The organism is Synechococcus sp. CS-1332, assembly GCF_025127995.1.
Taxonomy (GTDB): domain Bacteria; phylum Cyanobacteriota; class Cyanobacteriia; order PCC-6307; family Cyanobiaceae; genus Cyanobium.
The window spans coordinates 93,155-111,717 of the sequence record NZ_JAHLYP010000014.1; the positions used below are offsets into that span (position 1 = coordinate 93,155).

24 protein-coding genes and 1 pseudogene are annotated in these 18,563 nt (G+C 63.8%); 16 read left to right on the forward strand and 9 right to left on the reverse strand.

Annotation, left to right across the window (positions count from 1 at the left end; translation table 11 throughout):
• Positions 1–4: 4 nt before the first annotated feature.
• Together KQ305_RS02830 and KQ305_RS02835 are read right to left on the reverse strand one after the other, a co-directional pair.
• Positions 5–586, reverse strand: coding sequence for a rhomboid family intramembrane serine protease (locus KQ305_RS02830; protein WP_259723932.1), 582 nt, complete (start codon positions 584–586; stop codon positions 5–7).
• Positions 587–623: 37 nt separating this feature from the next.
• Positions 624–1,574 carry a malate transporter gene (locus KQ305_RS02835; protein WP_259723933.1) on the reverse strand — a complete coding sequence of 317 codons (951 nt, stop codon included), beginning with the start codon at positions 1,572–1,574 and terminating at the stop codon, positions 624–626.
• 82 nt (positions 1,575–1,656) lie between these two features.
• On the opposite strand from KQ305_RS02835, the gene KQ305_RS02840 reads away from it, so the two are divergent.
• The gene (locus KQ305_RS02840; RefSeq protein ID WP_399230389.1) at positions 1,657–2,460 is read left to right on the forward strand and encodes a prohibitin family protein; all 804 of its coding nucleotides are present in this window, start codon (positions 1,657–1,659) and stop codon (positions 2,458–2,460) included.
• 11 nt (positions 2,461–2,471) lie between these two features.
• Positions 2,472–3,455, forward strand: a complete 984-nt coding sequence (locus KQ305_RS02845; protein WP_259723935.1) for an isopenicillin N synthase family oxygenase — start codon at positions 2,472–2,474, stop codon at positions 3,453–3,455.
• Here KQ305_RS02845 and KQ305_RS02850 read toward each other — a convergent pair.
• Positions 3,409–3,681, reverse strand: a complete 273-nt coding sequence (locus tag KQ305_RS02850; RefSeq protein WP_259723936.1) for a hypothetical protein — start codon at positions 3,679–3,681, stop codon at positions 3,409–3,411. The genes KQ305_RS02845 and KQ305_RS02850 overlap by 47 nt on opposite strands.
• 125 nt (positions 3,682–3,806) lie before the next feature.
• On the opposite strand from KQ305_RS02850, the gene KQ305_RS02855 reads away from it, so the two are divergent.
• The 7 genes from KQ305_RS02855 to KQ305_RS02885 all read left to right on the forward strand — a co-directional run bounded on the left by KQ305_RS02855 (position 3,807) and on the right by KQ305_RS02885 (position 11,859).
• On the forward strand, positions 3,807–4,064 hold the full coding sequence (locus KQ305_RS02855; protein ID WP_259723937.1) for a chlorophyll a/b-binding protein: 258 nt from the start codon (positions 3,807–3,809) through the stop codon (positions 4,062–4,064).
• Between the two features lie 155 nt (positions 4,065–4,219).
• Positions 4,220–6,361: an HAD family hydrolase gene (locus tag KQ305_RS02860; protein WP_259723938.1), complete on the forward strand. Its 2,142-nt coding sequence runs from the start codon at positions 4,220–4,222 to the stop codon at positions 6,359–6,361.
• Positions 6,345–7,223: an HAD family hydrolase gene (locus KQ305_RS02865; protein WP_259723939.1), complete on the forward strand. Its 879-nt coding sequence runs from the start codon at positions 6,345–6,347 to the stop codon at positions 7,221–7,223. The genes KQ305_RS02860 and KQ305_RS02865 overlap by 17 nt, the downstream gene beginning before the upstream one ends.
• A 10-nt stretch (positions 7,224–7,233) precedes the next feature.
• Complete coding sequence (locus KQ305_RS02870; protein WP_259723940.1) at positions 7,234–8,133, forward strand: PfkB family carbohydrate kinase; 900 nt, start codon at positions 7,234–7,236, stop codon at positions 8,131–8,133.
• A 4-nt stretch (positions 8,134–8,137) separates the two neighbouring features.
• On the forward strand, positions 8,138–10,090 hold the full coding sequence (locus KQ305_RS02875) for an amylosucrase (RefSeq protein ID WP_259723941.1): 1,953 nt from the start codon (positions 8,138–8,140) through the stop codon (positions 10,088–10,090).
• A 74-nt stretch (positions 10,091–10,164) separates the two neighbouring features.
• Positions 10,165–11,190: a lytic transglycosylase domain-containing protein gene (locus tag KQ305_RS02880; protein WP_259723942.1), complete on the forward strand. Its 1,026-nt coding sequence runs from the start codon at positions 10,165–10,167 to the stop codon at positions 11,188–11,190.
• A 42-nt stretch (positions 11,191–11,232) separates the two neighbouring features.
• Positions 11,233–11,859, forward strand: coding sequence for an isoprenylcysteine carboxylmethyltransferase family protein (locus tag KQ305_RS02885; protein ID WP_259723943.1), 627 nt, complete (start codon positions 11,233–11,235; stop codon positions 11,857–11,859).
• A gap of 5 nt (positions 11,860–11,864) precedes the next feature.
• Here KQ305_RS02885 and KQ305_RS02890 read toward each other — a convergent pair whose 3' ends face one another.
• Entirely contained in the window at positions 11,865–12,269 is a 405-nt protein-coding gene (locus tag KQ305_RS02890; RefSeq protein ID WP_259723944.1) for a molecular chaperone DnaJ, read from the reverse strand.
• A 46-nt stretch (positions 12,270–12,315) separates the two neighbouring features.
• Positions 12,316–12,558, reverse strand: a complete 243-nt coding sequence (locus KQ305_RS02895; RefSeq protein WP_259723945.1) for a hypothetical protein — start codon at positions 12,556–12,558, stop codon at positions 12,316–12,318.
• 109 nt (positions 12,559–12,667) lie between these two features.
• Here KQ305_RS02895 and KQ305_RS02900 point away from each other — a divergent pair, with 109 nt between their 5' ends.
• The 3 genes from KQ305_RS02900 to KQ305_RS02910 all read left to right on the forward strand — a co-directional run bounded on the left by KQ305_RS02900 (position 12,668) and on the right by KQ305_RS02910 (position 14,609).
• On the forward strand, positions 12,668–13,090 hold the full coding sequence (locus KQ305_RS02900; protein WP_259723946.1) for an RDD family protein: 423 nt from the start codon (positions 12,668–12,670) through the stop codon (positions 13,088–13,090).
• A 46-nt stretch (positions 13,091–13,136) separates the two neighbouring features.
• Positions 13,137–13,844: a hypothetical protein gene (locus KQ305_RS02905; protein ID WP_259723947.1), complete on the forward strand. Its 708-nt coding sequence runs from the start codon at positions 13,137–13,139 to the stop codon at positions 13,842–13,844.
• 138 nt (positions 13,845–13,982) lie between these two features.
• On the forward strand, positions 13,983–14,609 hold the full coding sequence (locus KQ305_RS02910) for a M23 family metallopeptidase (RefSeq protein ID WP_259723948.1): 627 nt from the start codon (positions 13,983–13,985) through the stop codon (positions 14,607–14,609).
• A 34-nt stretch (positions 14,610–14,643) separates the two neighbouring features.
• On the opposite strand, the gene KQ305_RS02915 is transcribed toward KQ305_RS02910, so the two are convergent.
• A complete protein-coding gene (locus KQ305_RS02915; RefSeq protein WP_259723958.1) occupies positions 14,644–15,015 on the reverse strand; it encodes a DUF393 domain-containing protein in 372 nt (123 codons plus the stop codon).
• 276 nt (positions 15,016–15,291) lie between these two features.
• Between KQ305_RS02915 and KQ305_RS02920 the strand changes: the two genes are divergently transcribed.
• The 3 genes from KQ305_RS02920 (at position 15,292) to KQ305_RS02930 (ending at position 16,969) form a co-directional block, all read left to right on the forward strand.
• Positions 15,292–15,567, forward strand: coding sequence for a hypothetical protein (locus KQ305_RS02920; RefSeq protein ID WP_259723949.1), 276 nt, complete (start codon positions 15,292–15,294; stop codon positions 15,565–15,567).
• A 149-nt stretch (positions 15,568–15,716) separates the two neighbouring features.
• Complete coding sequence (locus tag KQ305_RS02925; protein WP_399230401.1) at positions 15,717–15,992, forward strand: DUF1830 domain-containing protein; 276 nt, start codon at positions 15,717–15,719, stop codon at positions 15,990–15,992.
• Positions 15,974–16,969, forward strand: coding sequence for a histone deacetylase (locus KQ305_RS02930; protein WP_259723950.1), 996 nt, complete (start codon positions 15,974–15,976; stop codon positions 16,967–16,969). Before KQ305_RS02925 ends, KQ305_RS02930 begins: the two co-directional genes overlap by 19 nt.
• On the opposite strand, the gene KQ305_RS02935 is transcribed toward KQ305_RS02930, so the two are convergent.
• On the reverse strand, positions 16,959–17,396 hold the full coding sequence (locus KQ305_RS02935; protein ID WP_259723951.1) for a hypothetical protein: 438 nt from the start codon (positions 17,394–17,396) through the stop codon (positions 16,959–16,961). The two genes, KQ305_RS02930 and KQ305_RS02935, sit on opposite strands and share 11 nt — an antisense overlap.
• Before the next feature lie 127 nt (positions 17,397–17,523).
• Between KQ305_RS02935 and KQ305_RS02940 the strand changes: the two genes are divergently transcribed.
• Positions 17,524–18,120: a ferritin gene (locus tag KQ305_RS02940; RefSeq protein ID WP_259723952.1), complete on the forward strand. Its 597-nt coding sequence runs from the start codon at positions 17,524–17,526 to the stop codon at positions 18,118–18,120.
• A 26-nt stretch (positions 18,121–18,146) separates the two neighbouring features.
• Here the strand turns inward: KQ305_RS02940 and KQ305_RS02945 are convergent, their stop codons facing one another.
• Both KQ305_RS02945 and KQ305_RS02950 read right to left on the reverse strand, forming a co-directional pair.
• Positions 18,147–18,419, reverse strand: coding sequence for a hypothetical protein (locus tag KQ305_RS02945; RefSeq protein WP_259723953.1), 273 nt, complete (start codon positions 18,417–18,419; stop codon positions 18,147–18,149).
• Between the two features lie 6 nt (positions 18,420–18,425).
• A pseudogene (locus tag KQ305_RS02950) lies at positions 18,426–18,563 on the reverse strand (Crp/Fnr family transcriptional regulator); the annotation flags it as partial.

Below are 18,563 nucleotides of genomic sequence, written 5' to 3' on the forward strand. Positions count from 1 at the left end.
AGGCTTAGGCCCCCCGATCGCGTTGGATCGCCAGAGCAGCCAGAACGCCACCGGCAAAACCGGAGGCATGGCCGATCCAGCTCACACCTGGGGGACTCAGGAAGGGCAACAGGCTGGGAAGGGCACCTCCGTAGGCGAACAGGGCTGTGAGGGACAACAGAATCGAGAGCGGACGCCGCTCCAGCCAGCCGATCAGCAGAAGGTAGCCCAGCAGTCCGTAGATCACCCCGGAAAGGCCGTGGCTGGCCTGGTGCCAGAACAACCAGACCGGAATGGCCGTGGCATAGACCCCGAGCCACACGGCTAGGTAGTCGCCCCGGCTTTTGGCCAGCACCAGCCAGGACAGGGGCAGGAACCAGAGGCTGTTGCTGATCAGGTGCCCGAAGCCTCCGTGGCTGAAGGGGGCGGTGAGGACGCCGAGGAAAGGCCCCCCGGGCACCATCGGCAGATTCCAGCGCCCCCCGAAGACCAGCTGGTCAACGATCTCCTGAACCCAGGGCACCGCCAGGATCAGCAGGGGCAGCAGGGCCACTCCCTTGAGACGGGACAGGCTGCGGTCGAGCCGCTGGGCAAGGGTTCCGGCCATGGCCGCCGATGGGTGGGCAGAGCGTTCCGGGGCTGTCCTAGCTCCCCAGCGGGCCGCTCAGCAGCCACCACCACAGCGGAACCGAGACCAGGGCCAGCCCCGTGCTCCACAACACCAGAGTTGCCACTGCTTCGGCGGCCTCCTGCTGCCCGGCAGCGGCTGCCCCCTCCGGCCCGGCTCCGGCGGCTTCCGTGAGCAGCAACACCGAGATGGCGGTGGGTGCCGCCGCCTGCAGCACCACCGCATTCCGCAGCAGGGTGGGTAATCCCAGCAGGCTGGCGAGCAGCAGCATGGCCAGTGGCAGCCCCAGCAGCTTGCCCACCAAGGCCAGCGTCAGCCCCGGTGCCCTGACAGGGCTGGGATGGCGGCTCCTGAGCATCAGACCCAGCCGCATCCCAACGATGGACAGGGCCACCAGGACCACCAGGCGTGCCGGCCACCACAGCCACTGGGCCAGCGTGGCGCTCCAGGGGGTCTGGTACACGAGCACGGCGAGCCCCAGGCCCCGGATGGCCGGGCTGGTGGCCAGGCCCCGCAGCAGCTGGTTGACGCTGCCGGCGTGCCGGTCCACCAGCAGCGGGCCGAGGCTCCAGGTGATCAGCGTGGCCATCAGATCGAAGGCGATCGTGAAGCCGATGGCCCCAGAGGGGAGCAGGGCCAGGGCCACCGGCAGCCCCCAATAGCTTGTGTTCCCCACAATGCAGCCCAGCTGCAGGCCGCCGCCGGGGATCTGGCGGCGCAGGGCCGGCAGGCGCAACAGCAGCAGGCCCAGGCCCGAGGCGGCCGCGGCCATCAGCGCCGCGGTGAGCAGGTTGGGCTGGAAGCCCGCGCGCAGCAGCAGGGCTACCAGCCCGATGGGAATGCCCCAGGAGATCAACGGTGGGGCCAGCTTTCCAGGCAGCCCTGGGAAGCGCATCCCGAGCAGCAGCCCAATCCCCAGGGCGGGAACCAGTTCGAGCAGGAACCGCAGCACCAGCCCTCCTCCCATCCGTGGGGCGCCCCCACGATGACGGCCCCGGGCCACCGGCGCTGCCTAGGGTCGTCGCACTCCCATGGTGTCCAGGCTTCCGATGCAATCCCCCATGCGCTCCGGCGCAGACAACGGCTTCAGTGGCCTCTGGCAGCTGATCTTCGCGGCCGCGCTGGGAGGACTGGTGTTGCTGACCCAGACGGTGTTCATCGTGCCGGCGGGCAGCGTCGCCGTGGTCACCACCCTGGGCAAGGTCACCGGCGCACCGCGCCAGCCGGGGGCCAACTTCAAGGTCCCCCTGGCCCAGAACACCTCCCTCTTCGATGTGCGCACCCAGGTGCGTCCGGAGCAGTTCTCCACCCTCACCAAGGACCTGCAGGTGATCCAGGCCACCGCCACGGTGAAGTACGCCATGAAGCCCGCCGAGGCTGGCCGCATCTACGAAACGATCGCCACCGACGACCAGCAGATCTATCCGCGGGTGATCCAGCCGTCCCTGCTCAAGGCCCTCAAGTCGGTGTTCTCCCAGTACGAACTGGTGACCATCGCGACCGAGTGGAACTCCATCTCTGAGCTGGTGCAGGAGAAGGTGGCGGAGGAGCTGCGCAAGTTCGACTACGTGACCGTCCAGGGTCTGGATCTCACGGGCCTGCAGATCGCCGAGGAGTACCGCGCCGCCATTGAACAGAAGCAGATCGCCGAGCAACAACTGCTGCGAGCTCAGACGGAGGTGCTGATCGCCGAGCAGGAGGCCAAGCGCTACCAGACCCTCAACTCCAGCCTCGACGACCAGGTCCTCTACAAGCTGTTCCTGGATAAGTGGGATGGTCAGACGTCGGTGGTGCCCGCCCTGCCAGGAGCGGCGGGGGGCGGCAACCCGGTGATCGTCAACGGTCGCCGCTGAACTGACGGCCCATGGCTCCCGGCATTCTTGATGTGGATCTGCTGGCCTTCGAGCGGGGCAGCCAACGGGCCAGGGACGCCGTGGTGGATGGCGTCAAGCGCAGTCTGGCCACCGGTTTCGTCTACACCAGCTGCGATCTCCCCGTCGATCTGCTGGATTCGGCCTACGGCCTCCTGCAGCGGTTCTTCGCCCTGGAGATTGAGGTCAAACGGCGTTTCGGCGCCCCCGGCGCCAGCGGCCAGACCGGCTACACGGACCTGCTGGTGGAGACCGCCGCCGGCAGCGCGCATCCCGACTGGAAGGAGATGCTGAACTGGTCGGCCCCTCTGCCCCTGGGCCATCCCCTGCGGCGTCGGTTCCCGGAGTTCTATCCCGAACCGATCCTGCCGGAAGCGGTGATACCGGGCATCACGGCCCTGCTGGCGGAGTTCCACCGGGCGATCGCCGATCTGCAGCGACGCTTTCTGCGGGTGATCGCCCTAGCCATGGGCTGCGCCGAAGAGTTCTTCGAGGAGATGGTGAGTGAGGCCCCCACCCTCACCCGGGCCCTGCGCTACCCGCCCATGGCCCAGGCCCCGGCGGGGGGCCATCTCTGGGCGGCGGCCCATGGGGACATCAACCTCATCACCGCCCTGCCGCGAGCCACGGGACCAGGACTGCAGGTGCGTGTGGCCGGGGAATGGCTGGAGGCCACACCGCCGGAGGGACGGGTGATCATCAACACCGGCTTGATGCTGGAACGTCTCAGCAACGGCCGCATCCCCACCGGCTGGCACCGGGTGGTGGCTCCCGCCGGGGCCTGCGGTGAGCGCTTCAGCGTCGTCCAGTTCTGCCATGCCAGGCCCTGGACGATCCTGGCGCCCGTGCCGTCCTGCTGCGGGCCCGATCACCCGCAGCGCTTCAGCGCCATCCGTGCCGCCGATGCCCTTGAGGAGGTGCTGTACCGCATCAACCTGCTGGAGAACGAACCGGTGCCCGGCGGGACAACTGGCTAATCACGAGTCCACCGTCGCCCATCAGTTCAACGATCCATGGGGCCGGGATCCGCTCGATATCGCCAGTGTCGATGTTCAGCACCCTGGCGAAGTCCGTTGGGGCAGGGCCGCTGAGGTCGCAGATCCGACCGATGAACCAAGGCTTGCCGGCCATGGCCACCACGGCCAGGTGGCCCGGGCGGGCGTCCCGGAAGCGCTGGGGGTTGGCCCGCCTGAGGGGGGCCAACGCAGGATCGATCTGACCGGGCGCCATGGCTGAGCTCTGGTACATCCGTACTGTAGCTGCGGCGCGTTGAAGTGCCAGTGGCGGCTGAATGGCGCATAGGCTGAGCTGGACACGGGGAGAAAGCCATGGGCGAAGGCACCAATGCCATGGGCGAAGGCACCAAGAAAGGTGGTGATCAGGCCTTCCGCTACGAGCCCGTGGAGCGTTTCGGGGAGGGGCTCACCACGTCCCGCCCCTGGAATCTGGCCGCCCTGGCGGGGGTGGAGCGGCTCAACGGGCGTGTGGCGATGCTGGGGTTCGTGGCGGCCCTGATTGGCGAGGAGCTCACTGGCAAAGGAGCCCTCGGCCAGCTGGCCCTGATGCTGCGCTGGCTGCTGGGCTGAGGGCCCAATCGCTGGGCGATCGACCGCTGGCCCCTGGCCCGGCGACCCGCTCCTGTTGAAACCCACCACCACAAATGGCACGGGAGTCTCCATGGAAAGGCTCAATGAAGAGTCCCGTGGTCACACTGGAAGGGAGAAGGACGGCAACGCGATCCATGACGACGGGAGCCAAGAAGCATTCTCTCTACATCTTGATGATCAGCATTCATGGCCTGATCCGGGGAGAAGATCTTGAGCTGGGTCGTGATGCTGATACCGGTGGCCAGACCAAATATGTTGTGGAACTGACCAGGGCCCTGGCTCGCCAGTCAGCCGTTCGTCAAGTGGATCTGGTCACCCGATGCGTCAGGGATGCTGGTGTTTCAACGGATTACGCGACGCCGATGGAGGTGCTGGACCGCAAGGCACGCCTGATTCGCATCACTGCCGGACCAGACGGCTATATCCCCAAGGAAGAGCTCTGGAGCCATCTCGATACCTTCACCGACGAGCTGTTCGCCTGGCTCCATCGCCAGCCCAGTCTGCCGGATGTGCTGCATAGCCACTACGCCGACGCCGGCTACGTGGGCGTTCGCCTCTCCCACCTCACGGGGTTGCCCCTCATCCACACCGGCCACTCCCTCGGTCGGGACAAGGTTCGCCGCCTGCTTGCCCTCGGCTTGTCCGTCGAAGAGATCCAGCAGCGCTACAAGATGTCCGAGCGGATCAGTGCGGAAGAAGATGTGCTGAACTGCGCCAATCTCGTGATCACCAGCACTCACAATGAGATCGAGGATCAATATGAGCTTTATGACTGCTATACACCAGACAAGATGTCGGTCATCCCACCGGGAACCGATCTAAATCAATTCCATCCTCCTGCCTCCAGGGATGAACCTGTCGCGTTTTCCAGCACCCTCAGCAAGCACCTAAGGGAGCCTGACAAGCCGATGATTCTGGCACTCTCAAGGCCAGATCAACGCAAGAATATCGTTTCACTCCTGGAAGCCTACGGGCAGTCACAGCATCTCCAGAAGATAGCCAATCTTGTGATTGTGGCAGGCAATCGAAACGATATCCGTGAACTTAATGAGGGCGCTCAGGCTGTCCTGACGGAGCTTCTTCTTGTCATTGACTGCCACGAGTTGAACGGGCTTGTGGCTTTGCCCAAGCACCATTCCTCCAGTGATGTGGCGGAGATTTATCGGTTGGCAGCCTTTTCGAAGGGTGTGTTCGTCAATCCTGCCCTCACCGAACCCTTCGGTCTGACCCTGCTTGAAGCGGCGGCCAGTGGACTGCCGCTCGTGGCGACGGAGGTCGGCGGACCCGTGGACATCATCGGTAATTGCAGAAATGGATTGCTGATTGATCCTCTTGATGAAGCTTCGATCACCAGCGCCTTGCTCCAGATACTGGAAGATCAGGCACTTTGGTCGAGGTTTTCGGCCAATGGACTCAAGAATGTCGCCAGGTTCTATTCCTGGGAAGCCCATGCCCAAAGGTATCTTGAGAGATTGCAGACTCTGGTATTTCAGCGCCGGGACGTTTCCCGACCGTCACGCCTGTCCAACCCCCCGGCTGTCCAGACTCGAACCTGTGCGATCTTCACCGCTATCGATAACACCCTGCTTGGCGATGCTGAAGCTCTTGCCCAGTTTGTGACAGTGATGCGGCAGCAGCATCGCAGGGTCCTCTTTGGCATTGCCACAGGCCGACGCCTGAACTCAGTTCTCAAGATTCTGAAGGTTCATTCCATCCCGATGCCAGATGTGCTGATCACCAGCCTGGGGACGGAAATCTATACGCCACCCCAACTGACAACAGATATCTCCTGGACTTATCACATCGACCATCTGTGGACCCCGCAGGTGATCAAGCGCTACATGGATTCACTGCCGGGACTGACCTTGCAGCCGAAGGAACATCAGAGCCGTTTCAAGCTGTCCTACTTCTACGACGAGCAACAGGCACCTTCAATGGATGAGATTCTCACGCTGTTGCGTCAGCACGAGCTTTCTGCCCATACCAGCGTTTCCTTCGGGCACTTCCTTGATTTCATCCCCGCCCGTGCCTCCAAAGGGCAGGCCCTGCGCTATGTCGCCAATAGGTGGAAGATCCCCCTGGAGCGTGTTCTGGTTAACGGCGAGTCCCGCGGTGATGAGGATATGTTGCGGGGCCAAACCCTGGGCGTGGTGGTGGACAGTCGACACCGTGAGGAACTGGCCCAGCTCAGCGAATCCGAACGCGTGTATTTCTCCTCCGCATCCCAAGCCTCCGGTATCCTGGAGGCGATTGAACACTATGACTTTTTCCGCTGATCACCCGGATCTCACGCCAACGTTGAAGCAACGGCTGCTCCTCTGCACGGATCTGGATCGCACCCTTCTCCCCAACGGTGAGGCTCTGGAATCCGAAGGAGCCCGAGCGATGTTCGCTCGTGTGGTTGCTCAGCAAGGCATTTCTCTGGCCTATGTCAGTGGCCGGCATCTGGCGTTGGTTGAAGAGTCGATTCGGGTGTATCGACTTCCGGAACCTGACTGGATCCTTGGGGATGTCGGCAGCTCCATTGTTCAACGAGGCACCCATGGCTGGTCCCTGCTGGACCGATGGTCACGGCACATCGCTTCCGATTGGCGGGGGCTCGCAGCAAAAGATCTGGCCGTTCTTCTCTCAGGACTCCAGGGCATGACGTTGCAGCCGGAAGACAGGCAGAACACGCATAAGTTGAGTTACTTCGTTTCCCTGGATGTTGATCTGCCGGCCTTGATGCGGGCCATCAACAGCCGGCTGGATGAAGGGGCTCTTGCGGCCAACCTGATCCACAGCGTGGATGAGCAAGGAGCGATCGGGCTGCTTGACATTCTGCCGCAGCGGGCCAGCAAGCTCCATGCGATCGAATTCCTCATGCGGAAGCAGGGATTTAACGCTGACCAGACGTTGTTTGCCGGTGACAGCGGCAATGATCTTTCCGTGCTCACCAGTTCGCTGCCTGCGGTGCTGGTGGCCAATGCCCATCCTGCTGTGGTCGAGCAGGCTACTGCGGAGGCTAGGCAAAACGGTACGGCGGATCGCTTATATCTCGCCAGAGGTGGGTTTCTGGGCATGAATGGCAACTACAGTGCGGGCATCCTGGAAGGGATGGGCCACTTCCATGCCGATGTCCTAAGGGGGATGGATTGAGCTGATGCAGATGTGCTGTCCGATCACCATCTTTGGAGAAGTTCTTTTCGATTGCTTTCCTGATGGCGCGGTGGTTCTTGGTGGCGCCCCTTTCAACGTGGCCTGGCATCTGAGAGGTTTTGGCCTGTCTCCCAGTTTCATCAGCAGGGTTGGCACAGATGCTCTCGGCGAAGCTATTTGTTCCTCCATGCAGTCATGGGGCCTTGATCATTCATTTCTGCAGACCGATCCTTGCCATCCCACAGGCAAGGTGAGCGTCACCCTTGAGGATGACGAACCCCACTATGAGATTGTGCCGGAAAGTGCCTATGACTTCATTCTGCCGACAGATGATGAGCGGCTTCCGGCCACGGGACTTCTCTACCACGGCTCCCTGGCCCTGCGCCATGCCGCTTCTGCCGCGGCATTGGCAGCCCTCAAGGCCCGGCATCGAGGCAAGATCTTTCTGGACGTGAACCTGCGCAGTCCCTGGTGGTCGCCGGAAACGGTCCTCCCGTTGGTGGAGGATGCTGACCATGTCAAGCTCAACGCAGCGGAGCTCGGCCTGCTGGCGACGGACCTGTCCGATAGGGCAGACGATGCCAGTCTTGCGGCATCAATGCACCACTTTTCCAATCGCTACCAACTGGAGTCTTTGATCGTCACCCGCGGCGCCTTGGGAGCCATGTTATGGAACTGTGGCGAGATTCTGGCCGTCGGCCCTGCTGCCGATACCCACGTCGTCGATACGGTGGGTGCAGGGGATGGATTTGCCGCCGCCTACCTGCTCGGGCTCAGCCAGCAGTGGCCTCCGCAGGAGAGCCTGGAACATTCCAGAGACTTCGCTGCTGAGCTGGTGTCGCGCAGGGGTGCGACCATCGATGACGCCCATGTTTACAAGGCGTTTCTGGCGTCATGGAGTTTGAACTGAGTCGATGTACGAGCAAATTTCCCACTCTCTGCTGAACTCCATTCTCGATGATCTTCGTCCGGAGATTCGTCGCCAGGATCTGCGTCACTTCTATACCAGGCTGGGTGCCAACTTTTACGCCATCCATTCCCTGTTTGTCACCCTGTATGGTCACCGGGACGATTTCAAGTTCCAGCTGCTGCGCCTCGTTGAGACCATGGCCCGTGGCTATATCGATCGATCGCCTGAACTCGAATCACTCGATATCCAGAGGGAGGATGACTATAATTGGTTTCTCTCCCAGAAGTGGGTGGGAATGGCTGTGTACTCCAATGGCTTTGCGGAGAACCTGCCTGATTTAGAGACCAAGATTGGCTATTTTCAGGAGCTTGGTATCAACATGGTGCATATCCTGCCCATTTTGAGATGTCCAGCCGGCAAGAGTGATGGCGGCTATGCGATCAGTGACTTTCGCCAGATTGACGAAAGAGTTGGTACCATCGATGATCTGCGCCGAATAGCGGACGAGTTCAGGAAGCGAGACATCCTGCTAGTTCTCGATATTGTCTTGAATCATACGTCCGATGAGCACGAATGGGCCCAGCGGGCGATTGCGGGAGAGCAGCATTATCGGGATTATTACTATGTTTATGAGAACAGGGATATTCCTGATGTCTTTGAGCAGAGTATGCCCGAAGTCTTTCCTGAATCAGACCCGGGCAACTTTACCTGGAATGAGGCGATGGGGCAATGGGTCATGACGGTGTTTCATGACTATCAGTGGGATCTGAACTATTCGAATCCAGCCGTTTTTATTGAAATGCTGGATGTGTTGCTGTTCTGGGCCGACCAGGGTGTGGACGTTCTGCGTCTTGACGCCGTGGCCTTTCTCTGGAAGAAGCTCGGCACCACATGCCAGAACGAGCGCAAGGCCCATCTGATCCTGCAGCTGATGAAGGATTGCTGCCAGGTGACGGCGCCTGGCGTGCTGTTCATTGCCGAGGCCATCGTGGCACCCACCGAAATCACTAAATACTTTGGCGAAGATGCCATCGTGGCTAAGGAGTGTGAAATCGCCTACAACGCCACTTTGATGGCTTTGCTGTGGGACAGCGTGGCCACCAGAAACACCAAGCTGCTCTTGCAGGGCCTCAAGAGTCTGCCGAGCAAACTTGAGCGGGCCACCTGGCTCAACTATGTGCGCTGTCACGATGATATCGGCTTTGGCTTTGACGACAAGGACATCGAGCAAGTGGGTTATGAACCACGGGCCCATCGCCGCTTTTTGATCGACTACTTCAAGGGTACGTTTGACGCGATTCCGCGGGGCCTCGCGTTCATGCCCAACGACACCACTGGTGATGCGCGGGTCTGTGGCTCGCTCGCCTCCCTGGTCGGTCTGGAGACGGCGCTGGAATCGAAGGATCAGAAACTCATCGCCACGGCGATCAGCCGCATTCTGCTGATGCACGGCATCATTCTTTCCTTCGGCGGCATTCCGCTCATCTATAACGGTGACGCTCTTGGGGTTTTGAATGATTACAGCTTCTATGAAGATCCTAGTAAGTGCATTGATAATCGCTGGGTGCATCGTCCGAAGATCAATTGGGACAAGGCAGAGCTCAGAAGAAAGCAGGGAACGGTTGAGAACACCATTTTCACGGCGATGAGGAAGATGATTTCCATCCGCAAGGAAATCTCTGCTTTTGCTGATTTCAATAACCGTGAAATCCTGCAACTGGAGAGTGAGCATCTTCTGGCCTTCGTGCGCTTTAACCATCTGCGGCCTTCGGAGCTGGTCCTGGTGGTGGCCAACTTCAACGACCAGCCGAGATTCTTCGATCTCGACGGATTGACGCCTTCGGTCTTCAGCAGTCACGACCGCCTCATCGATCTCCATTCGGGCCGCAGTCCATCCCAGTCCTCCAGCCGCATCGTGCTTCAGGCTTACCAGTTCTATTGGCTGACCAAAACCTGATGCCCAGCAGGTCGTCCTGCCTAACGCACCGGATCCGGCCTCCTTTCCCTCAGCGTTCTTGTCCCCTTCGGTTGATGGCTCCCTTGCCCATGCGCGTGGTCACCCCGGTTCTGCTGGTTCTGCTGTTGGCCTCCACCGCCGTGGCGGTGACCACCGTGACGGCGGAGCGGCCCCCCGGTGCCAGTGCCGCTGCCGAACCGTCCCAGCCACCGCCTTCCCAGCCACCGTCCCAGCCGTCGTCGCCCCCGCTGACGCCCCCGCTGACCGCGCCGACCGGTACCGCCGATGGGGCTCCCCGGTCCTACCCACGCTTGCCGCGGGATCCTGCGGCCATCGCCGCCCAGCTTGCGGTCCTGGAGCCGGCCCTGCGCGCAACGGCCACGCCGGCCGATCAGCTGCCCGACCTGGGCCACCGCCAGCAGGTGATCTATCGCCGGCTTGCCCTCGATCCGTCCCTGGCCGCTCGGGTGCGGGGGTACCTCCCCGTCCGCTGGCAAGGGGTCATGGACCATCACCTGGGGGCCCGCCGGGAGTTCCTGGCCATGCATCGGGGTGGGCCTCGCTCCGCAGTCGTTCCCGCCTGGCGGATCATCCCTCCGGAACCAGCCGCCAACCTGCTGCGCTATTACCGCGAGGCGGCCGCTGCCACGGGCATCCCCTGGGAGGTCCTGGCCGCTGTGAATCTGGTGGAAACGGGTATGGGCCGCATCGATGGTGTTTCCGTTGCCGATGCCAGGGGACCGATGCAGTTCCTTCCCAGCACCTGGGCCCAGCGAGGCATCGGACAAGGAGACATCCGTGATCCAGAGGATGCGATCCATGCCGCTGCCCGCTATCTGGTGCGTCGGGGCGGCCTCAAGGACATCCGCAAAGGGCTCTGGGGATATAACAACAGCAACCGCTATGTCAGGGCCGTTCTGCACTACGCGGAACTGCTCCGCATGGATCCCCAGGCGTTCACAGGCTTTTACCACTGGGAAATCCACTACGTCTCCGCCGCCGGCGACCTCTGGCTGCCGGTGGGATACAACCAGCCCAGGCCGCTGGCGGTCACCACCTACCTGGAACGCTTCCCCATCTCGGCTCCTCCCGGACGCTGAAGCACCCTGCCAGCATGAAAGCCCCCTCGTCCGCGGCCCTGGATGACCCAGTTGCAAGCGATCAACATCGCCAAGGTGACCACCATGGTGGCCCTGCTGGTCCCTGCCCTGGTGCTGGGGCTCGATTCACCTCGGGTGGTGATTTACCTCTCTCTGCATCTCACCTACTGCCTCTGGTGGCTGCTTGAAGAGGTGCTGTTCCCCTGGCGGTCGCGTCAGCTTTTCACCGACGTGGTCAAGCCCCTGCAGGCCGTCGCAGTGGTGCTCTATGTCGGCGTGTTCTATGCCCTGCCGGGGTGGCTCGCGATGGCCAATGACCAGCCCCTGAGGCCGCTGACGATCGCCCTGGGGCTCACCCTCTACATCTTCGGATCGCTTCTGAACACGGCGGCTGACGTGCAGAAGGGAACGGCCAAAGAGCTCGGGGCCACCCTGGTGGCGGATGGTGCCTGGCGCCGGGTCCGCCATGTGAATTACCTGGGCGACCTGCTCCGCTACAGCAGCTTTGCGGTGATCGCCGGTTCGCCGTGGGCCTGGTTGCTGCCCGCTTCGGTGCTGGCGCTGTACCTGCCTCGCATGATCCAGAAGGAAGCCTCCATGGCAAACCGCTACCCCGGTTTCGAGGCCTATCGCCAGACCAGTTGGTGGCTGCTGCCCGGTCTGCTGTAAGTAACTCAGTCGAGGCCCCTTCCAAGCAGCACATCCCTGGCTCCATTGACAGCCTGCATGGTGTCGTGGCGACCGCCACGGTCGGGGTGATGTTCGGCAGCGGCCCGTTTCCAGGCCAGGGTCACGTCCGATTCCCGCAGCCGACCCGCCAAGGCCAAGCCAAGCCTGGAGCGAGCTTCGATCGCCTCAAGGCTGGGGCTGCGGCCGAGGGGACCATGGTCGGCGGCGGAGAGGCCTGTGCCCTTCTTTCGCCGACCCTTGGTTCCCGCAGGTTTGCCTTTGCCCCCAGAGCGGGACTTGGCAAAGCCCTTGGTCTCAGATTCCTGGCCCCCTTCTCCTGCGGCACTGCTGGCTTCTGCAGGCCTCAGTGACACCAGGGAAAGGCGCGGTTCGAGCAGGGAGCGAGCCATGGGTTCAGGTGCCAGCTCGGCCGGTGCGTCAGAGGGTGATCGTGTCTCAGACCGAAGCGTCGAGGCTGGGGGCCATGTCGATGCTCAGTTCGGCGAGAAGATCGGCGGTCAGCAGATCGGTGGTTGCAACGTCCGAAGCCAGGAGATCGGCGGATTCTGTGCTGATCTCGGCGACTTCAGGAGCCATCATCGCCTCGGGTGCCAGGCCACGGCCGCCAGCCATCGCGGGGGCGATACAGGCCAGGGCCAGACCCACCATCAGGGCGAACAGGAAGGAAAGGGCTCGCATCGGACACTCAGAGCAAAGCGCCACTGTCCTAACACTGCTCTGGTCGATTGCGCTGTCGGCACGCAAGGATGCCTCCATGCCCAGACCCGTTCCTCCCCCAGCCCCGGGCATGGCTTACGCGGGATTCTGGGTCCGCACGGCAGCCTCTCTGATTGATTCGGTGTTGCTGCTGCTCGTCACGGCACCGTTACCGCTGCTTCTTTTCATCCTCCCCAGCGAAACGGCTGTTCTGATCCTGAGCACGGCGATCTCGGCCCTGCTGGTGATCTTCTTCTGGCGCTGGAAACAGGGCACCCCCGGCAAGTTGATGCTGCGCCTGAGGATCGTGGATGCCGACTCCGGAGGTGAACCTTGCCTGCGCCAGTGGTGCCTGCGCTACATCGGTTATGTCCTCTCCAGCCTGCCTTTGCTGCTGGGTTTCTTCTGGGTGCTCTGGGATCCCCGTGGCCAGGGCTGGCACGACAAGCTCGCCGGCACGGTGGTGATCCATCCCACCCGCAGGGAATCCCCGATCACCGCCTCCAGGACGTAATCCGGGAATGCTGGTAAGGGATCCCCTGACTCCCCCGTCACCGGCCATGACAGCTCACCCCCTAGATCCCCTGGATGAGGCCATTGCCGCTCGCCGGGCCCAGGACCCCCTGGTCGGCGCCAAGATCGGCGCCGAAGAGGTCAGCCGCCGTCTGCTCCAGGCCATGGCCACGGACAAAGGCGTGCATGTCGAATCACTCCTGGCGGTGTGCGGCTCCCTGGCGGGCCACGCCTGGCAGGCTTGCCTGAGGGCCCGCGCCCGGGCGGCCGGCCAGACGGAGCCTGTGGGACTGCACGTTGTCGGCACCCAGAACGGGGCGGCCTATCTGGTCGGTGAAGGTCTGGCCCATGGGTTGTTCCATGATCGGTACTCCACCTGGGGCCTGGCCGCCGCCGCCGCCCAGCAGGCGGGCTGCATGGCTCTGCCTGACCCGATGGCGTTGTGGCGTCACGGGATGGACAGCCTGGGCCAGGAGGCCTTCGGCGTGCCGCAGGTGCCCAGCCGGCACCAGCCTTCGCCGGAGTCCCTCCAGTCGCTGCCAACCCTCTGGCCGGCCCTGCTGCCGATGGTGCTGCGGTTCTGCCCAGACCCGGAGGAGTGGCCGATCCTGTTTGGTCTGCTGACCCAGAAGGTCATCACCATGGGCCGGGAGGTGATTGATCCCTGTCTGGGCCTCCGCATCGTGATGGACACCGCCATCGCCAACGCCATGGTGATCCTTCCGGAGAGCCAGGAGTCTGCCGCTGGGACATGAGCGGCTCGCCACCGGCGCTGGCGCCTTGGCAGTCACGCCCCGGGGCGTTACCAAGGTCTGCACGGCCCAAGCAGCAGACGGATGGCATCCCGGTTCCGATGGTCCCTGACGGTTCTGGCGCTGCCATGGCTGCTGCCGTTGTCACTGGTACCGCTGCCCGTGCTGGCGACCGGCGAGCTCCCGCCCCGGCCGTCCGAGGTTCCCCTTGAGGTGCCGGTAGGGGATCTCGGACAGAACGAACGGCTGCCGGAGTCGCTGCGCTCCCGCTATCTGCCGGTTGCGGCCGGGGCAGCCCCGGCCCTGCAGGCCGGTGCCCTGGGGTATCCCCTCGGGCAGCGGCCCACGGAACAGGCCTCCTTCGGATGGCGGCTGGCCGACTCCCGCAACGCCTGGCGGATGCACACCGGCCTTGACCTGATCGTCCCGGAAGGATCGCCTGTGTTTTCAGTACTGCCGGGCACCGTGCGCCTGGTGGATGAGGTGGGTGGCTACGGACTGACCGTGGTGGTTGACCATGGTCTGGGTTGGCAGAGTCTGTATGCCCACCTGCTGGATGTGGCGGTGCTGCCCGGGGAGAGTCTTGCTGCGGGGCAGAGCCTCGGTCGGGTGGGCAGCAGCGGGTCGGCCAGCACCGCCCATCTGCACTTCGAGTGGCGTCAGATGCGGCAGGGGCGACTGGTGGCGGTGGACCCCTCACCCCTGCTTCAGCCGACGGGGACGTCCCCCGCGCTGGCGGGGCGGGCGCCCCTGCCGCCGCTCCCTTGAGCCAACGCGCCGGACCCTCTGGGGCTTTTGCCGCTCAGGGCCTGTCCGGATCCAACGGCAAACCTTTCAGAGCAAGGGCCATTCGCCGTGCCCCAAGGAGCAGCGGGTAGAGCCGAGCGCTGCGGGACGGCCCATCGAACAGGGGCACCAGCAGCTGCAGCAGGGGATCACTCGGGTGCATCAGGCCGCACAGGTGCCGCACCGCCTCAGCACCGTGCCAGGCCCTGTCCCCCTGGAGCAGAACCGCCCCTTCCGCCAGCACCAGGCCCCGCTTCCGCAGATCCCGGCGCAGACCCGCGTCGGCCCGCCCATCCACGATGCGCAGGTTTGGAATCCCGCCCCGCACTTCACTGCTCAAGGCGAAATGGCGGCAGAACGGGCAGCCGCCGTCGTAGACGAGCAGCAGCGGCTGGTGGTCCGGATCGGCCGATCGGGCGGCGGTCCCGCCTGCTGCGGAAGGGGAGAGCACGGGACGAAAGCCTGGGAATCGGCTCTATGGATCAAGATCTCGATTCTGTCGCCGCAGAACGCTCAACGGGTCGGGGACCCCGAGGTTTCATTTCGGCATGTCCTGACAGGCGGCAGGATTCTGTGATCCTCGGCACCATTCGATTTCTCAGAACCGCTAGATCTTCCACCATTGGTGATGAAAGAGATGCTTACACCCAACACTCGCCTGCGGTTGCAGGACATCATCGGGAGAATTGCCGATTCCCGGCCCGTCAGTTTACGCGAGCGCATCTATGTTCAGAAGTTCGCCGACCGCGACGCCAGTGTCTGGAGCTGGTTGCGGCGGGCTCAGCGTGAGCAACGGCGGGGAGAGCCCGAAACCGATCTCGAACGGTTCATGGATCAGATGGACCTGATGGGTTCCATCGATTTCAAAGGCTTTGATTCCAACCGGGAGGATCTGGGCGACTGGTTCTCTGGAGCGCCTGGTTGGCTGAAGCGGAGCTGAGCCTTTGCTGAAGTAGTAGAAGCACTCATCGTCGGGTCTTCGTCGCATCGGTAACTGACAACCACGGCGGCCCATGCCTGGATAAGCGGGACGGGATGGAGGTTGTCATGGATGCTTTGCTTTGTAGTTATCGCAACTGTTCGGAACGCATGCGGATCATCCGCTGCTGCGGACCGGGTGGTTTCTTCCTTGAGCGGGTGGTTTTCCCGTTCGAGATTCTCACGTTCTATTGTCCCCCAGCCAGTGACGTAGAGGTCTGGGCAAGGGATTCGTTGGGCGTTGTGCTTACCGAGCTCCTGTCTGCCGACGCCATGGCCATGCAGCAGAGTGAGCTGTCGCCCCGTCCGGAATGGTTGCCCCAGGTCCCGAGCCGAGCGGTGGGGGTCAGGGGAAACGCCAGCTCGGTGTGCCTGCTGCCCCGCTGAAGCCAGCCCCGCAGACGCCTGTCCATGCGACAGGGATTGTCTGCAGCGCCGCCTACCGGGACCACATCACCGGAGCCTGGCACCCGGACTGTCCCGCTCGGGTCGACGCCGTCATCCAGGGGTTGGAGCGCGCCGGTCTGCTGAGCCGGTGTCAGCTGATTCCGCCTCGCCCGGCCACGGACCGGGAACTGCTGCGTTGCCACACCCCACAGTATTTGCAGCGGGTTCAAGAAGACATCCTGGCGGGCCGTGACCAGCTCTCCACCGGCGACACGGCCATCAGCCCGCATTCCGAGCGCACCGCCCGACTGGCGGCCGGCGGCGTTCTGGCGGCCGTGGAGGGCGTCATGGAGGGGCGCGTGCGCCAGGCCTTTGCGGTCGTCAGGCCCCCGGGCCACCATGCCAGCGCCACCAGGGGCATGGGTTTCTGCATCTACAACAATGTGGCCGTTGCCGCCCGCTATCTGCAGGCGGTGCATGGGCTGGAGCGGATCCTGATCGTCGACTGGGATGTGCACCACGGCAACGGCACCCAGGACATCTTCTGGCGTGATCCCTCCGTGCTGTTCTTCAGCAGCCATCAGGCCCCGTTCTACCCAGGGTCCGGCACCCGGCTGGAGCAGGGTGAGGGGCCCGGAGCGGGCTTCACCCGCAACAGTCCCCTGCCGGCCGGCACGACGGGCCGCCAGCTGCTGTCCGCCTGGCGGCAGGAGCTGTTGCCCCTGGCCGAGGTCTTTTCTCCACAGTTCGTGCTGATCTCGGCGGGCTTCGACTCCAGGGGCGGTGATCCCCTGGGAGATTTCCGGCTGGAGGATGGTGATTTCGCTGCCCTGACCCAGCTGCTGATCGACATCGCTGCGGAGTCGGCCCAGGGGCGACTGGTGTCCGTCCTGGAAGGTGGCTACGACCTCCCAGGTCTGGCGTCGGCCAGCGCTGCCCATGTGGGCACACTGCTGGGGATTGGCCCTACGGGCTGACATGCCACCAGAGCCAGCCCTCACGGTTGATCAGCAGGCCCAGGACCACCAAGGCCAGCATCAGCAGGATCTGATCGGCCCGGGCGTCGGGCACCAGGATGTCGGCGACCAGATGGGGGATGTTGGTCAGGGTGTAGACGACGCTGAGCCAGAAGTGGCAGAGGCGCCAGCGTCGCCAGCGGCGTGGGTGAGAAGGATCGCTGGCGGCATAGGCGATCAGAACGATCGCCGCCAGGGGCATCAGGAAATAGGCCAGCATCGCGCCGAACAGCAGCGGCAGCTGGGCAGCCTCCACATGGCTGTGGATCTCCGGCGAGAGCCCGTGGAACAGGGGCATCAGCCCGAGGTCGACGTGGAACAGCATCGCCAGCAGCCAGGCGATCCAGAGGCTGCGCAGTCGCAGGGCGTGATCGATGGCGCCTGCCATGGGGACGCTGCAAGGTTCTTCAAGTCTGGGCCGCTGCTCCACCCCGGTGCCGGAACGGGTCGGTTGGTCGCCGTGCTCTTTACATTGATCAAGTGTTGATTGGGTCCTGACCCCAAGTCCGTTCTTCATGACCTCCTCCACCTCCTCCCTGTCCCAGAACGCCGTCGCCACCGGACCCGCCGGCAGGGCCATGGCCCAGCCCATGGACGCTGGGCTGCTGGAGGGGCTGCAGGAGCATCTGGGTCTTGAGCGCAAGGCCAGCGCCGCCTACTGGGCCATGGCCCTCTGGTTTGCCGAGCGGGAACTGCGCGGTTTCGCTGCCTACCTGATGCAGGAATCCCGTGGGGAGCAGCACCATGCCGGTCTGGTGGCCGACTACCTGATCGCCCGCGGCCAGACGGTGGATCTGGGAGACCTGCCGGCCCCTGGCCAGCAGTGGAGCGATGCCGAGGCGCTCCTGGCCGACGCCTTCCGGTTGGAGGCCGACGTCACCACCTCGTTGCAACTTCTCTATTCCACGGCCGAGCGCGCTGGGGACGTGCGCAGCACGGTCTTCCTCGACCCGCTGATTGGGGGCCAGATTGCTGCCGAGAACGAGGCCGCCCATCTGCTGGGTCGGGTCCGTTTCGGCCGCCTGGAGGCAGCGTCCATGCTGCTGATCGATGGGGAACTGGGGGCGGCCCAGCAGCCGGGGGCCCAGCAGCCGGCGGCCGCCCTGGCCTGATCGGCCCTGGGCCTCTGCCCAGCCCTTCAGCAGGGCAGTGGCCTGCTGGCCACTTCCAGCAGGAAGCTCGCTCCGAGGGGATCGCGCAGGGGCAGGCGCGCCACGGTGCTGGCCAGGCGCTGGATGTCCAGCCGGCGCCGCTGCAGGCGCTCCGCTTCCCGGCGGAGGCGAAGGTGGAGCTGGGCGTCGCGGCAGGCGCTCAGGTGACCATTCAGAAGTTGCCAGCTCTGGTGCAGGGCGGCCATCTCGCGACAGAGGCTGCCGATCAGGCTTTCGGAGGTCTGGGTCGTGGTTGTCATCACGCTTCAGGCGGCCAGGGGGGCGCCATCGACCAGGGCCGGGGCCAGGCGCAGGCCGGATTCACCGCTGGGGACCTGGAGCAGTTCGGCGGCCCGGATGCGGGAGATCAGCCGGGTGGTGGTGACCCGGGTGGTGCCGATCAG

What these genes read in the sequence shown, in the direction of transcription:
- KQ305_RS02830 (WP_259723932.1), bottom strand. Translation starts at nt 586, where the DNA reads ATGGCCGGAACCCTTGCCCAGCGGCTCGACCGCAGCCTGTCCCGTCTC.
- KQ305_RS02835 (WP_259723933.1), bottom strand. Translation starts at nt 1,574, where the DNA reads ATGGGAGGAGGGCTGGTGCTGCGGTTCCTGCTCGAACTGGTTCCCGCC.
- KQ305_RS02840 (WP_399230389.1), top strand. Translation starts at nt 1,657, where the DNA reads ATGCAATCCCCCATGCGCTCCGGCGCAGACAACGGCTTCAGTGGCCTC.
- KQ305_RS02845 (WP_259723935.1), top strand. Translation starts at nt 2,472, where the DNA reads ATGGCTCCCGGCATTCTTGATGTGGATCTGCTGGCCTTCGAGCGGGGC.
- KQ305_RS02855 (WP_259723937.1), top strand. Translation starts at nt 3,807, where the DNA reads ATGGGCGAAGGCACCAATGCCATGGGCGAAGGCACCAAGAAAGGTGGT.
- KQ305_RS02860 (WP_259723938.1), top strand. Translation starts at nt 4,220, where the DNA reads ATGACGACGGGAGCCAAGAAGCATTCTCTCTACATCTTGATGATCAGC.
- KQ305_RS02865 (WP_259723939.1), top strand. Translation starts at nt 6,345, where the DNA reads ATGACTTTTTCCGCTGATCACCCGGATCTCACGCCAACGTTGAAGCAA.
- KQ305_RS02870 (WP_259723940.1), top strand. Translation starts at nt 7,234, where the DNA reads ATGTGCTGTCCGATCACCATCTTTGGAGAAGTTCTTTTCGATTGCTTT.
- KQ305_RS02875 (WP_259723941.1), top strand. Translation starts at nt 8,138, where the DNA reads ATGTACGAGCAAATTTCCCACTCTCTGCTGAACTCCATTCTCGATGAT.
- KQ305_RS02880 (WP_259723942.1), top strand. Translation starts at nt 10,165, where the DNA reads ATGGCTCCCTTGCCCATGCGCGTGGTCACCCCGGTTCTGCTGGTTCTG.
- KQ305_RS02885 (WP_259723943.1), top strand. Translation starts at nt 11,233, where the DNA reads ATGACCCAGTTGCAAGCGATCAACATCGCCAAGGTGACCACCATGGTG.
- KQ305_RS02890 (WP_259723944.1), bottom strand. Translation starts at nt 12,269, where the DNA reads ATGGCTCGCTCCCTGCTCGAACCGCGCCTTTCCCTGGTGTCACTGAGG.
- KQ305_RS02895 (WP_259723945.1), bottom strand. Translation starts at nt 12,558, where the DNA reads ATGCGAGCCCTTTCCTTCCTGTTCGCCCTGATGGTGGGTCTGGCCCTG.
- KQ305_RS02900 (WP_259723946.1), top strand. Translation starts at nt 12,668, where the DNA reads ATGGCTTACGCGGGATTCTGGGTCCGCACGGCAGCCTCTCTGATTGAT.
- KQ305_RS02905 (WP_259723947.1), top strand. Translation starts at nt 13,137, where the DNA reads ATGACAGCTCACCCCCTAGATCCCCTGGATGAGGCCATTGCCGCTCGC.
- KQ305_RS02925 (WP_399230401.1), top strand. Translation starts at nt 15,717, where the DNA reads ATGCGGATCATCCGCTGCTGCGGACCGGGTGGTTTCTTCCTTGAGCGG.
- KQ305_RS02935 (WP_259723951.1), bottom strand. Translation starts at nt 17,396, where the DNA reads ATGGCAGGCGCCATCGATCACGCCCTGCGACTGCGCAGCCTCTGGATC.
- KQ305_RS02940 (WP_259723952.1), top strand. Translation starts at nt 17,524, where the DNA reads ATGACCTCCTCCACCTCCTCCCTGTCCCAGAACGCCGTCGCCACCGGA.
- KQ305_RS02945 (WP_259723953.1), bottom strand. Translation starts at nt 18,419, where the DNA reads ATGACAACCACGACCCAGACCTCCGAAAGCCTGATCGGCAGCCTCTGT.